This is a genomic window from Parafrankia sp. Ea1.12, from assembly GCF_900465275.1.
Lineage (GTDB): Bacteria > Actinomycetota > Actinomycetes > Frankiales > Frankiaceae > Parafrankia > Parafrankia soli.
Genome location: NZ_UBIZ01000273.1, coordinates 25,712 through 39,898 on the forward strand (window position 1 = coordinate 25,712; position 14,187 = coordinate 39,898).

Below are 14,187 nucleotides of genomic sequence, written 5' to 3' on the forward strand. Positions count from 1 at the left end.
GTGGACCATGAACGTGGGCACGGGGGGCGTGGCGGGCCGCGAGGCCTCGGGCGGTCCGGCGGGCGTGGCCTTCTTCGTCTCCTACACGCGGGCTGACCGCCGCTGGGCGGAGTGGATCGCCTGGGTGCTGGAGGAGAACGGTTACTCGACGCTGCTGCAGGTGTGGGACTTCGGCCCGGGGAGCCGGTTCGTCGAGGAGATGCACCGCGCGGCGGGTGCGGCGGAGCGCACCGTCGCCGTCCTGTCGTCGGAGTATCTCGACTCGCGGTTCGGCGCGGCGGAATGGCAGGCGGCCTGGGCGGACGATCCCGACGGGCGGCTGCGCAAGCTTCTGGCGTTCCGGATCGAGGACTGCCCCCGGCCGGGTCTGCTGGGCCAGCTCGTCAGCGTCGACCTCTTCGGGGTCACCGAGGAGGTCGCGGCCGCCAGGGTGCTCGCCGCGGCCCGCGGCGGCCGGGAGAAGCCCCCGACCCGCCCGGCGTTCCCGGGCTAGGCGCGGGCCGGGAGGTGTCGGGAAGGCGCGGAGAAGAGCCCGCGTAGTCGGATGATCGACAGGGCATGTCGCGTAGGGTCGGTGGGGGCAGAGACTTCCTCCGGCATGTGCACCCGCCGGGCGCGGGTGCCGGAAGGGGACGCCATGTCGGATTCGCTGGACCTGGGCGGGCCACCGCCCTCACCCGTCGGCGCGGCCGCCGCCGGCACCACCAGCGGGGTGCTCGAGCTCGCCCCACCGGCTCCGGTGCCGGTCGTCGCGGACGACCAGGTGGACAGCATGGTCCCGCTCGACGAGAAGACGCGGGCGCAGCTGCGCACGCGGGCCGCGGCCTTCGCCGACGACCTCGCCGCGCAGGACCCGCGCAGTCCGGCGTTCCAGGACAAGATCAACGACATCGTGCGCATGGGCGAACGCGAGATCGTCGCGAGCGCCCGGGTGTCCAGCCGGATGCTCGAGCGACCCGCGGCGGCGCTGCGCGGCACCCGCGGTGGCCGCGGCTCCGGCAGCGGCGGCGACGCCCAGGCCCGGGTGGCCCACACCCTCGTCGAGCTGCGCCAGACGGTGACGGACCTCGACCCGGCCGGGGCCGACCTCAAGGGCACCCGCCGGCTGCTCGGCGTGGTCCCGTTCGGCAACCGGATCTCCCGGTACTTCCAGCGCTACCAGTCGGCGCAGAAGCAGCTCGACGCCATCATCAGGGCGCTCGACTCGGGCCAGGACGAGCTGCGCAAGGACAACGCCGCCATCGAGCAGGAGAAGGCGAACCTGTGGGCGGCGATGGGCAAGCTCACCGAGTACGCGACCCTCGCGAAGGCCCTCGACGGAGCCGTCTCGACGAAGATCGACCACATGCGGGCCACCGACCCGGCGACCGCCGACGGGCTCACCTCCGACGCGCTGTTCCCCATCCGCCAGCGCCAGCAGGACCTGCTCACCCAGCTGGCGGTGAGCGTGCAGGGCTACCTGGCCCTCGACCTCGTCCGCAAGAACAACATCGAGCTGATCAAAGGCGTCGACCGGGCGCAGACGACCACGGTCGCCGCGCTGCGCACCGCGGTGATCGTCGCGCAGGCCCTGGCGAGCCAGAAGCTTGTGCTCGACCAGATCAACGCGCTGAACGCCACGACGAACAGCATGATCATGTCGACGAGCGAGCTGCTGCGCCAGCAGTCCGGCCGCATCCAGGAACAGGCGTCGTCCAGCACGGTGGACGTCGAGACGCTGCAGAAGGCGTTCGACAACGTCTTCGCGACGATGGACGCCATCGACACGTACAAGGTGAAGGCGGTCGAGAGCATGGCGACGACCGTCGCCGCGCTCGAGACCCAGGTGGGGCGGTCGAAGGCGTACCTGGAGCGGTCCCGCGCCGGCGAGAGCTGACCGTGCCCGCGGATGACCCGTCCTGACGCCCGCGCCGCGGCCGGCCCTGGGGCCGGCGCCGCGGCCGGTGGGGAGAGGAGGACGCCGTGATCTTCCGGCGGCGTTCCGACAGTGCCGGGAGCTCGGCGAACGACGATCCCGCCGCGGTGGCCGGCGGTGCCCGGGGGCCGGGCGACGACGTCGTCCGGCCGGTCCGCCAGCTCCAGCGTGAGCTCGCCGAGCTCGTCGCGGGCGCGAACGCGAACGGCGGGAGGCTGCCGCCCGGGGCGGTGCCGACCGTGCGCGACATCGACGACGTCCTGCGCCCGTTGCTGCGCTACATCGAGGTCCAGTCGGCGAGCGAGGAGGAGATGAGGTACCTCACCGCGATCGTGCACGAGTACCTGCCGCAGGCACTCGGGGATTTCGTCGCCCTGCCGGCCCACTACGCCGACCGCCCCGGGGTCACGGGGACCACGCCCGCCGACGACCTGATCCGCCAGCTGCAGCTCCTCGACGAGGGCGCCAACGAGCTGCAGGATCTCGTCTACACCGGGGACGCGGCGAAGCTGGCGATCCAGGCGCGCTTCCTGGACGCCAAGTTCCGGCGCTCCGACCTCGACTCGTGACCGTCACCCTGCCCAGGGGCGGCAACGTGCTGCTGTCCCGGTCCGCGCCGGGCGTGGCGCGGGTGCGCGTCGCGTTCGGCTGGAGCGAGGCGCCCGGCTCGGCCGTCGACGTGGATGGCGTCATCGCCCTCGTCGACGGCGGTGGCGCGTCCACCCGGCTGCTCCTCGCCCACCAGGTGCCGAACCCCGCGGAACGGCTCGGCTCCCTGGCACCGCCCCGCCCGACCAGCGGCGAGGCCGAGGCCGTCGAGGACGTCGTCGTCACCCTGGCCGCGGTGCCCGCCACCGTCAGCCGGCTGCAGTTCGGGGCTGCGATCTACGACTCGGCCGGCCGCGGGCAGACGTTCCGGTCGGTGCCCCGCGGCCACATCCGGGTGCTCGACGACGCCGACGGCCGGGAGATCGTCAGCTACGCCTTCGACGTGGAGACCGGCCTCGAGACCGCCCTGATCTTCGGCGAGCTGTACCGGCACCCGACGGGGTGGAAGTTCCGGGCGGTCGGCCAGGGGTACGCGGGCGGCCTGCCCGGCCTCGCCGGCGCGAACGGAGCTGGCGCGAACAGTGCCGGCGCGAATGCCGCCGTCGCGAACGGAGGCGGTGTGCCGGCGGCGCGGCCCGCCGACGTGGCCCCGTTCCTCACCCGGACCTCTCGGGCCCGGAGCCGCCGCAAGATCGCCGATCACCTGCACCCGGCGCATCTCGCCCACCCGACCGGCCCGTCCACACCTGCTCGGCCGGCACCGACCTCACAGCCGGCACCGACCTCACCGCCGGGGCCGCAGCCACCCGCGCCGGGAGCACGGCCCACTCCGGCGCCGGCTTCACCGCCGCCATTCCCGCCTTCATCGCCACAGCGGCCAGCGTCACCACCGCCTTCGCCGCAGGCACCGCCGCCTTCCCCGGCACCATCGCCGCCTCCGCCACCACCATCTCGACCTCCGGCACCACCGCGGCCGGCACCACCACGGCCGGCCCCGCCGTCATCTCCACCGGCGGCCGGCGGCGCGCGGTCGCCGCTGGACCTCGGCGGGGACGACGAGGACACCGCGCGGCCGGAAACGCCGGCGGCCGGCGTCCCGGAGCGCCGCCCGTCGACCCCGGTCGAGGTCGGTGAGCGGTCCTCCCGCCACCGGCAGCGCAACGAACACGTCAGCGCGCTCGACGACGATCACCCGGCCACCATCTGGACGGCGGAGCAGCGCGGCTCCGGCGCCCTGACCGTGACCCTGCGCTGGGAGACCCTGACGACCCGCACGGGGCTGCCGCGCCCGAGCAACATCTACCTCGGCTGCCTCTGGCAGGCCCTGGACGGCGCCGCCGGCGTCATCCAGCACCTGGGGCACTCCGCCAGCAGCGCCGGGCGCGCGGGCCGGCAGGTGCTGCGCCTGGGCAGCCGCGACGAGCGGGACGGCCAGACGATTTTCGTCGACCTGAGCACCCTCGCCACGTTCAAGCGGTTCTTCGTCTTCGCCTACGGGCTGCACAGCGCTCCGGAGTGGGCGTCGCTGCGGCCGGTGCTCACCGTCGCCGGGCGGTCGGGCGAACAGCTCGCCATCCGCCCCGGCGGGGCTTCGCCGAGTGCCCGAACCTGTGTTGTCGCCTCTTTTCACATGGTGGGCGACGACCTGGTCATCCGGCGGGAGAACGATTTCGTCGAGGGGACCCAGGCCGACGCCGCGGCGCGGTACGGCTGGTCACTGGAATGGAATCCGGACGGCATGACACCGCGCGATACTCCGTAGTGTTCCTTCGTGCCGCCGGGCGGGTCAGACCCCGGCGTCGACCCGGACGGGGAAGGCCATGACCGTCGTCAGGAGCTCGCGCACCTCCTGCGGTACCGGCGCCGGCCCGGTGGCCGGGCGGTGCACCAGCACGGCGTCGCACAGCGCGACACAGGTCTCGCCGTCGAACATCGCGCACACCTGCAGGACGGAGCTGGTGCCGACCCTGCCGACGCCCACGCCGACGCGGTACTCCCCGGGGTAGCGGACCTCGCCCAGATAGTCGATCTCCACGCGGGCCGCGACCACCGGTAGCGGACGGCTCAGCGCCGGCGCCACATGGCTGTCGCCGAGCAGCGCCCGGTTCATCCCGACCCGGGCCTCCTCGAAGAGCGCCGCGATGGCCACGTTGTTCACGTGCCCGAGGCTGTCCATGTCGCCGAAGCGGGGTTGCAGCGTCATGACGAACGGGTAGTTCGCCAGCTGTGTCCTCGCGGGGTCGTGCGTCGCGCCCATGCAGTCCTTCTACCGCGCCGGGCGCGGCCCGGGGGAGCCGGCGTGGCATGCGTCTCCTCCGTCGCCGTCGCCGTCGCCGTCGCCCGTGGCCGCGCCCGGCGCCCTCGCGGTGCCGGGCCGACTGCCGGGCCGGGTCGACTGTGGCGCCGGGCCGGCCCGCGCCGGTCGTCGTACGGATCGTCGTGCCGGCGGTCGCGCCAGTGGCGGGGCCGTGCCGGCGCTGTGCCGGTGATGGGTCGCGCCGGCGCTTAACTTGCCTCCGTCGGGCGGCCTGCCTGTCCCGCTCGCGGCCGGAGGGTGACCGGCAGCGTGGCGTAGCCGTGCAGCACCTGGGTGGGCCGGCGCCGGGCCTGGCCCGCCCGGGCCAGGCCCGGGTACCGCTCGAACAGGGCCCGCAGGCCCACCTCACCCTCCATGCGGGCCAGGGCGGCGCCGACGCAGTAGTGGATGCCGCCGGAGAAGGCCAGGTGCTCGCGCGCATTGGGTCGCGTGACGTCGAGGACATCCGGTTCGGTGAACACCGCCGGATCCCGGTTCACGCCGCCGAGCAGGATGGCGACGAGTCTGCCGGTGGGGATCGCGGTGCCGAGGACGTCGACGTCCTCGTAGGCGACACGGGCGGTCATCTGCACCGGCCCCTCGAAACGCAGGATCTCCTCCACCGCGTTCGGCCACCGGTCGGGCCCGGACCGCAGATACTCCAGCTGGTCGGGATGCTCCATCAGCAACGCCGCGCCGTTGCCCAGCAGGTTGACGGTCGTCTCGAAGCCGGCGGCGAGCAGGAGCTGGGCGGTCGCGATGAGCTCCGTCTCGGTCAGCCGGTCACCGTCGTCGACGAGCCTGACGAGCTGGCTGAGAATGTCCTCGCCGGGATCGCGGCGCAGCCTCTCGAAATGGCCGCGCAGCCAGGTGTTGATGGCCTGCTGCGCCCGTTCCACCCGCCGGAATGTGCCGTAGGGAAGGCCGAAGTCGAGCGTGGCCGCGGCCGCGGTGCCCCAGGCGAGGAACTGCGCGTGCATCGCCGCGGGCACGCCGAGAATCGTGGCGATCACGGTCACCGGTAGCCGGCTCGCGTAGCGGTCGACGAGATCGACGGTGCCCTCGCCGGCCATGGCGTCGAGCAGCGCATCGGCGGCCCGTTCCACCTCCCCGCGTAGCCCGTCGACCGCGCGGGGCGTGAACACCTTCGACACGAGTCGGCGCAGACGGGTGTGGTCCGGTGGGTCGATAGCCAGCAGCGACGGCGGGTCCAGCGGCCCGTTCACCGTCGGGTCGGGGGAGAGCCGGGCCATCAGCCGCAGTGGCGCGGGCAACGCCGACATGTCGAGGACCATGCCGAGCGCGTTGTCGCGCAGGACGGCCGACGCCGCCCGGTGGCTGGCGGTCACCATTGCCAGCCGGCGGTCGACGAACAACCCCTGGGAACGGATTTCGTCGTAGGCCCCGTAGGGATCCGCGAGAAGGGCAGGCTGCGCCATCGCCAGCGTCGCCAGGTCACCCGACCGCCTGGCTTGCCACAACGCCCCTCGGACGACGCCGTGCCGGACCGTCCAGCGCATTCCGGCCCGAAGCGACACCGCTCTCCGAACCGACCTGCTTTCCCTAACCGACATGGCTGGCCGAGCTGACATGGCTGGCCGAGCTGACACAGCTGGCCGAACTGACATGGCTGCCCGCCTCCGCCGTCCTTCCGGTCGTGCTTCCGTGCCCGGGCCACCAGCCGGACCTGTTCCCGGTCGTGCTTCACCGGCGCCCCGCCCGTATCTGGACGGACATCCGGTGACCGTGCCATGGCCATCCTGTGCCGGGTCGACGTCCACGGCCTTGTTCCCGCTCGTCCCAGCGATTCCGTGACGAGCACGGCATCCTGGCCGGTGCGGTCCGCGCGCCGGCAACGCCGCGACAGCTACCAGAGGTTTGTCGCTGTGCGGGAGTAGCGGCGGAGCGGACCGTGCCGCCTCGACGAAACCGTCGAATGAGTGTTTTTCGGCCAGGCACGCCCAGGAACGATGGTCCAGCGTGTGCGTGACCACGTGGCCTGCCCTTTGCTGGCATTACCTGTGTAGTTCCTCTGTGGAGCGCAGATGGAGCAGTGGTTTGTCGCCCGGGGTTCGCGGATGCAGGTCGCTCCGTACTCGTGTTTAACGTCATGTCATCCGGTATGGTGCATAGCTTGATGGACGAGATTTTCGGGGGGTCCATTGCGTACGGGGGGGCTCGGCCATCCGCGCCGGGCGTTAGAGAAGTACTTGATAGGCCTTCTGACCTGCGTGTTTATCGTTCCCGTGGCCGTCGGAACGTCGGCCACGGGCGCGAGGGAAGTGCTGCCGGCCGCGCCGGTGGTTCAGGCCCGGACGGCAGCTTTCGTGGGCGGCGCCCAGGCGGCGGCGAGCCCGATGCCGGAGGCGGTGCCGCTGCCCGGCTCGGCCGGTGCCGCCGACAGCGGAGCGATGGACGCGGTGATCCTGGTCGATGTGTCCCGCTCGCTCGACGAGCCCACGATCGCCCTGGAGGCGCGTGCCGCCGGCGTGATCGCCGCAACCGACCTGTCGACCCGCACCAGGATCGCGGTGACCGCGTTCGCCAGCATGGGGCCGTCCGGGAGTAGCACGGCGAGACCAGCCGCCGAGACCCTCTGCCCGCTCGCCCCGGTAGACGACCCGGACGACCGGGACCGCATCAGCGGCTGCCTTTCCGGGATCATGCGGCGCACCGCCGGCCAGGGCCAGGACACCGACTACGTCGCCGCCCTGAAATCGGGCTTCGACACGCTTCTGTCCGCGCCTGCCACCGGCTTCGGCCCAGCCCGGAAAGTGATTTTCATTCTTACCGACGGCCAGCTCAGCACGGCCGGAACCGACTCGAGCGGGGGCTCGTCCACCGACCGGTCCGAGAGCGGCCAGATCCGTGACGAGATCCTCCCCGCGGCCAGGAAAGCCGGCATCGAGATCTGGCCGTTCGGCTTCGGGCCGAAGCCGAACATCGCCGATCCCACCGGCCACACAGTCGACCTGGCCACGCTGGCACGCGACGCCAGTCCGCCACCCACGCCGTGCCCGGGCTACGATCCGGCTACGGAGCGGGTCGTGCCGCTGGCCACGTCCGCCGATCTGACCGGGCCGCTGCTGACCACGCTCGGCCTGCTGCGCTGCGAGTTCGCCGGCCCGGTGAAGTCGTACGGTCTCGACCTCGGGTCCGAAGTCGGCGTGGTCATACCCGCCGGCGTCGCCGATGCGGCGATCACCGTCCTCAAACCGAGCCAGGGCACCCGGCTCACGTTCCACCCCCCGGGCCCGGGCGGTGTCGGAGACAAGGACGTGCCCCTCCCGCGCGACTTCGACGAGGCGGGCAGCAGCTATGTCCGGCGTGGAGGCTCCGGATGGGTGGAATCCCTGCGGATCGTCAATCCGCCGCCCGGCACCTGGGTCGTGAAGGCCGAACCGGCCCCCGGCGAGCCCGGCGGGGTGATCACGGTCGTCCCGGTCTGGCGGCTGCTCGGGAACCTTGAGATCGATGGGCCGGCGCCGTACCCGGGTACGCAGGCCAGCGCGCACCTGCGCCTGTTCGGCCGGCGGGACGCCTTCGCCGACGCCGCAGGCACGGCCGGCCTGCGGGTCGACGTGACGACACTGCGGCCGGGGCAGAACCCGGCCGACGGGATTCCCGCCGGCACCCTCAGGGACGACGGCGGGAAGCAGGACGTCCCAGGGGCCGAGCGTGGCGGCGGGGCCGGGAACGGGGTCGGAAGCGGGACTGAGAGCGGCCGCGGTGACGGCGTGTTCAGCGGTTCCGTGGCCGTCCCGAAGGACGCCTCCGAACGCGTCATCTTCGTCGCGCGGCTCGGAGGTACGAGTTTCGGGCAGGCGCTCTGCGCCCGCCAGGTATGCGGCGAGTGGACGTTCATGAGTGCCGTCAACGGATCCGCCGGCGGAGTCGGCGCCGCCGGCCCGCATATCCGCATCCGCCCTCCGGTCGGATCCGTTGTCGCGGGCGGCGAGATCAGCGGTGAGATCACCATCCACGCCCTGGGAACCGGCAGGCTGCCGCTGCTCGGCATCGCACTGCTCGACCAGGATCCGGGAGTGACGGTGAGCCCGGCCCGGATTCAGCCGCCGCCGGCCGGCGGCGGCTCCGGTACCGGGACCACCGTGCGCTTCACCCTGCGTGTGGACTCGTCGGCACGGCCGGGGCCGCTGCGCGGCAGCGTCGCGGTGACCAACCTCAATGCCCCGCCGAACATGGGGATGGCCATCGGTGACTTCGACATCACCGTGCGCCCGGCACCGACCGGCGGCACATCCGGATGGGTGCGCCTGATCGTCGCGCTGGTATCAGCTGCCCTGTTCGCCGCCATCGTCTCCGGGGGACTGATGGTGTGGGGCAGCTCCAAGAAACGGAGGAGCATGGGGGGCAGGCCCGACAGGGGCGTCGCGGATCCGCCGGACATACCGAGTGATCAGCCGGTGCCGTCCGGTACCTCCGCGTCGCCCGAGCCGCGGGGGGTGCTCGGCCTGACCGTGTACCTGTACGACCACGGAACGCCCGTCGACTACCTCGACGCGGAGGAGTCGGACGGCGCCCGCCTGGCCCTCCGGCTACCCAAGCCCGATTCGCCGCCCCAGTTGGCGCGACCGGCCGACGGTGCCGAGCCTGACTTCGTCATCCGGCGGGTGGAGGATCCGGAATCGACGGATATCCGGATCCGTCGACCGGGCCAGCGCGAGCTCACCTTCCCGGTGGGGCTCACGGTCCTGCACCGCGCCGAGAACGCCTTCGACCTCGCGGTGATGGACACCTGGGAACCAGCCGAGCCGGACGTCAACCCGGCCGACCGGGTGAACGCGGACAGGCACGCGGTAAGCGGGGACGGCGCACCATCCGCGGCGGTCCAGCCGACGGCTCAAGCTGTTGAGCCGACGGCTCAGGCCGTTGAGCCCGGCACCGGGCCTGCGGCCGCGGTGGATGGGGAACCGGATCCCGCCACGGAACCGGTGGCCCCGCCGCCGGGCGGATCGCGGGTCGGGGGGAGGTGAACCGGGCATGACGCTGAAAGTTTTCATCAGCTATGCCCGGAAGAACGACCGGCGCAAGCACATTACAATCTTCCGGCAGGATCTGCAGAACGAGCTCGAGCAGCAGATAGGTGGGGAGCCGGTCGAGGTTTTTCTCGACCGGGATCTCACACCGGGGGCCGACTGGAAGTCGGACATCGAGAACGAGCTCAACACGTGCGATTTCTTCATCCCAATCTGCACCGAGAGCTATTTCCAGTCCGCGGCCTGCGCCGAGGAGTGGGGACTGTTCCGTCGCCGTCTGTTCGAGGCGGTGAGGTACGGCGACAAGCGGCCGTCCCGGATCATCCCCATCTGGTGGAAGCGGATGAGCTATATACCGCCGATCGTCAAGGCTTACCAGCTCACGATCGACGGCAACCCGCACACCACGAAGAGGGGCCTCTTTGATGACCTGATCGAGAATCGGGATTTCGGAGCGTACCCGATGGCCGTCCAGCATCTCGCCGAGCAGATCAAGAAGGTTCACAAGGCAAAAGCCTCGAGGGACTGGCGGCCGCGAAGCCCGCAGCTGAGGATGGACGGGCGGAACTTTGCGTTCGAGCCGGGCCAGTTCGGCAGGGACGACGTCCTGAAGTGCCATCTGGTATATGCGGTGGCCAAGAAAGAACAGCTGAACGGACGGCCGGTCCCGGATGAGGGCGCGTATCATGAGTCCGTCGACGAGTGGGACCCGTTCCGCAGGCGTGCGGCCTCCTCGGGGCATCCGATGACCCACTGGGACGCGATGACGAGCTACCCGGCGCTCGGTCTGAGCTGGGCACTTCACATGCTGAACGTAGAGGTGATCGGCGAGCCGCTACCCGCCTTCGAGGAATGGAGTGCCGCGACAGTGAGATCGATCAGGCGAAAGGGGACGCCGATGATCGCTTTGTTCGACCGCACGGATCCTATCGGGGCTCGAATCTGGATGATATCTACAATTCAGCCGACGCAGGCTCGAAAAAGGGTCGTGATTTCTCCGCTGCCCGAAGCTGCCGCCGGGACCGAGAGCACCACGGGCGCCGTGGGCGTGCAGAGTGCCGCAAGTGCTGCGAGCGCCGTGGATTCCGTGGATTCCGTGGGTGCCGCCGGAGCCGCCCGCAGCGACCCTCGCTACATATTCGAGTGCGTGCGGGCGACGACTGAGATCGTCGCCGCTGTCCGGCGCAGTGTGGAGCACCACTGGCCCGACGGGTCGGGCGGCGACGGCGGGCCGCTGGTGACCAACCCCTACGATCTGGGCACCTGAGATGCCCGGCACGGTGGTCACCTTCTACTCGTACAAGGGTGGCGTCGGGCGTTCTCTCGCACTCGCCTGGGTAGCCTGGATCCTCGCCTCGGCCGGAAAAAAGGTCCTCGTCGTCGACTGGGATCTGGAGGCCCCCGGCCTGGAGAACTACTTCTGGCCGGCCGCGGCCGTCAAGGGGATGCGGACCAGGGCCGGTCTCGTGGATCTCGTCATCGACTACCGCGACCGCCTCGACGCGGACGCACTGGCACGGTACCTGGAACGTCATTCATGGCAGCCGCTCGCCGCCCACCCGGACTGGTCCGGGGAGGACTGGGCGGACCCGTCGACCGCCGAGCAGGCGCGTGCGGAGCTGGCCGATCCCGACCTGCGGGAGTGGGTCCGGGAGCGGATCACCAGGGTGGATCTGGATGCGGCCCGCGCCGAGCTCACCAGGGATTCGTCCGGCGGCGAGGCTGATTCCGACCCTATGAAGCAGCGGTTGAGGGACTGCACCAGCTGGGCCTCGTTCGTCGAGGAGCTGGACATCGACGACGTTTTCCAGCCCGGTGGCTCGGTCGACCTCATGCGATCCGGCCGCCTCGACGCTGAATACGCCGCAAAGCTGGCGCTCCTGGACTGGAACGAGCTGTACACGAAGTTCGCCGGGCACCGCTTCTTCCGGACCCTCAAGTCCAGATGGGCGGACTACTACGATTTCGTCCTGGTGGATTCGCGGACGGGCATGGGGGATGTGTCGGCCACCTGCACGCAGGTTCTCCCCGATGTCATGGTCGCCTGTTTCGGTATGAACGAGCAGGGCATCCTCAACACCGCACGGGTCGCCGCCCAGGCCCGTGCGGCAGGCGCCCGTGAGCGGCGTGAACTGAGAATCCTGCCGTTGCCGTCACGGATCGAGACCTCCGCGCGGGCGGCGGCGGGAAAGGCAAAGGACCGCTACCAGCGGGTGTTCGAACTGCCGTGGGAGGAGTTCGAGGAGGTCTCCACGACGCTGCCGCGTCAGCCGTTGATAGGGCCCAGAATCCTGGGCGGCACGCAGAAGTACTGGGAGCAGGTGGCGTTGCCGCACACCCCGCGGTACGCGTTCCAGGAGGGTCCGCCGCACGGAATCGACCGGGATCGTCTGCAGCGGGCCTGCGAATTTCTCGCCCAGAACATCGGGCGGGATGACACAATCCGCCTGAACCCGCCGTCGCGGACGGCATGGGCGAAAATGGTGGCGGGCTTCGACCGTCCCGCGCGCAAGCTGCAGTACGACGAGTTCGTGATCAGCTACGCCGAAGGCGGCCGGGATCCGCTCTGGGCGGCCTGGGTGTACGAACAGCTGTGCCGGATTTCCGCGCGGGTACGGCAGCACAACGCGAGCCGGGACGGGACGGGCTTCCTCGACGACCGGCTCCGGGACGCCGGCGGCGATCCGGGCACGGACATCGACGGCGGGAAACTCTGTGTGCTGATCCTGCTCAGCCCCAGATATGTCGAATCCGACTTCGGCCGGGCCACCTGGCGGTGGGCCGCCAGCCGCTACACCAGGGCGGACCCGGCCGACCGTGGCTCCAGCCGATGGAGCCTCCTGCCCGTTCTCATCTCCTCCCACGCCCCGGAGACGGCACCGTTCGCCGAGATCCAACCGGTGAGCCTGGTCAAACTCGACGAGGAGACAGCCAGAACGACGCTGCTGGCGGAGCTGGCCGACACGTGGGACGAGCGCGAGTCCGCGGTCCTGACGCCTGTGGAGTTTCCCGGGAGCCCGGAGGATCTCGTCCGCCGTTACCAGGAGCGGGCTGACGAGCTCGAAAGGGCGAACGCCGTGACGGCGGAACGGGTGGCGACCCTGCGCCAGCTCGCCCAGGAGAAGCTGGAGCATCACGGTACGACCTCGACCTCCCAGGCCGTCCAGCACCTGAGGGAGGCGAACCGGCTCGCCCGCGACAGGCGGGACAGCCTCGTGGCCGCTCTCACCGGGTTCGAGCTCGCCTACGCCGAGTTTTCGGAAGAGCAACTACCACAGCGGCGGCGTACCGGCCGGCCCCGACAGACCGCCGTGCGCGCGGTCGAGGAGACCATGCGGCTGGTGGACTCCGACACCATCGCAGATCTCTCCGACGCCACCGACATCCGCGGCGCCATTGACCCCAACAATTCCCGCGGCGGAATCCACGCCAGGAGCACCCTGACGTCGTCCAGGCTCTACCGCAATGATCTGCGCCCCCTTCGCCGGGCCATAGACGAGGTGGACCGGCTTGGGCTGATCGAACCCCTGTCCCCGGACGGGCAGCGGCTGCGGCTGGCGAAGGCGGTCGTGCTCCGTCTCCTCGACGACGTCCAGGAGGCACGGCCACTCCTGGTCGAGGTCCATCAGAACGCCGGCCGGGACCGCGCTCTCCGGGCCCGGTGCGACCTGGAGATCGGGATGGGGTCGTTCGCACGCGGCAGAACGTTCTGGGACGACGCGTACCGCAAACTGCTGCGGCTGGTCCAGCAGCCAGATGTCGAAGCCCGGATCAGGTTCCTGGCGCTTTCCACCCTAGGTGCGATGGCGAAGCCCGAAGAGGCCAGGGGGCATTTCGAGCGGGCGCTCGAGGCGGTAGCCGGGGAACGTCACCTCGCCGGACTCCGGATCGCCGCCCTCGTGAATCTCGGCCGGAACGCGGCTGCCCGCGGCCTGCATCCCACGGAGGAGGGCGGACCGCTGAAGCACTTCGAGGAGGCGGTCGACGCGGCCAGGGGCGAGTGGCCACTGGTCTCGCTTCCGCTCGCCGAGGCGTACTGGCAGACCAGCCGGCCGGTGAAATCACCTCATACGTCGAAGGAAATTCTGGCCCGTCTGCTGCGAGCGATCTGGATCTACACTGTACTCGGCCTGCAGGCCGAGGTCCATGAATGCCGAAAGATCATCGGGACTCGCGCGGCGAAGGACATGGGCTGGGATTCCTTCAAGGAAATCAACGACGGCGAACCGACCTCCACGTTCACCCCCGCGAAGATTAGCGACTTCGACGTGATCATGGCGATCCTCGACGTCCGAGTGCCCGACACCACCGCGCTCCGCTGACCCTCCGCCCCGAGCGGGCGCGGACCGGAACAGCGCATAGATACGGTGTCGCCCGGCACCATCGACACCCCATGGTGGCCGCGGAGGACGCTGCCGACGCCAAGACGG

9 protein-coding genes are annotated in these 14,187 nt (G+C 70.8%); 7 read left to right on the plus strand and 2 right to left on the minus strand.

Annotation, left to right across the window (positions count from 1 at the left end):
• Positions 1–7 precede the first annotated feature (7 nt).
• From FMEAI12_RS13030 to FMEAI12_RS13045, 4 genes are all read left to right on the plus strand, one after another.
• The gene (locus FMEAI12_RS13030; RefSeq protein ID WP_071062246.1) at positions 8–493 is read left to right on the plus strand and encodes a toll/interleukin-1 receptor domain-containing protein; all 486 of its coding nucleotides are present in this window, start codon (positions 8–10) and stop codon (positions 491–493) included.
• Positions 494–637: 144 nt separating this feature from the next.
• Entirely contained in the window at positions 638–1,876 is a 1,239-nt protein-coding gene (locus FMEAI12_RS13035; RefSeq protein ID WP_112106245.1) for a toxic anion resistance protein, read from the plus strand.
• Between the two features lie 86 nt (positions 1,877–1,962).
• Positions 1,963–2,484 (plus strand): hypothetical protein, encoded by a 522-nt coding sequence (locus tag FMEAI12_RS13040; protein ID WP_112106223.1) that lies wholly within the window; start codon positions 1,963–1,965, stop codon positions 2,482–2,484.
• Entirely contained in the window at positions 2,481–4,226 is a 1,746-nt protein-coding gene (locus tag FMEAI12_RS13045) for a TerD family protein (protein ID WP_112106224.1), read from the plus strand. The genes FMEAI12_RS13040 and FMEAI12_RS13045 overlap by 4 nt, the downstream gene beginning before the upstream one ends.
• A 24-nt stretch (positions 4,227–4,250) precedes the next feature.
• Here the strand turns inward: FMEAI12_RS13045 and FMEAI12_RS13050 are convergent, their stop codons facing one another.
• Positions 4,251–4,721, minus strand: coding sequence for a thioesterase family protein (locus FMEAI12_RS13050; protein WP_071062254.1), 471 nt, complete (start codon positions 4,719–4,721; stop codon positions 4,251–4,253).
• A 248-nt stretch (positions 4,722–4,969) separates the two neighbouring features.
• On the minus strand, positions 4,970–6,199 hold the full coding sequence (locus tag FMEAI12_RS13055) for a cytochrome P450 (RefSeq protein WP_200835272.1): 1,230 nt from the start codon (positions 6,197–6,199) through the stop codon (positions 4,970–4,972).
• Between the two features lie 888 nt (positions 6,200–7,087).
• On the opposite strand from FMEAI12_RS13055, the gene FMEAI12_RS13060 reads away from it, so the two are divergent.
• The 3 genes from FMEAI12_RS13060 to FMEAI12_RS37110 are packed head-to-tail and all read left to right on the plus strand — an operon-like array spanning position 7,088 to position 14,079.
• The gene (locus tag FMEAI12_RS13060; protein WP_146776691.1) at positions 7,088–9,754 is read left to right on the plus strand and encodes a vWA domain-containing protein; all 2,667 of its coding nucleotides are present in this window, start codon (positions 7,088–7,090) and stop codon (positions 9,752–9,754) included.
• 7 nt (positions 9,755–9,761) lie between these two features.
• Positions 9,762–11,024: a toll/interleukin-1 receptor domain-containing protein gene (locus FMEAI12_RS13065; protein WP_160144268.1), complete on the plus strand. Its 1,263-nt coding sequence runs from the start codon at positions 9,762–9,764 to the stop codon at positions 11,022–11,024.
• Between the two features lies 1 nt (position 11,025).
• Positions 11,026–14,079, plus strand: coding sequence for a hypothetical protein (locus FMEAI12_RS37110; RefSeq protein ID WP_112106228.1), 3,054 nt, complete (start codon positions 11,026–11,028; stop codon positions 14,077–14,079).
• Positions 14,080–14,187: the final 108 nt, after the last annotated feature.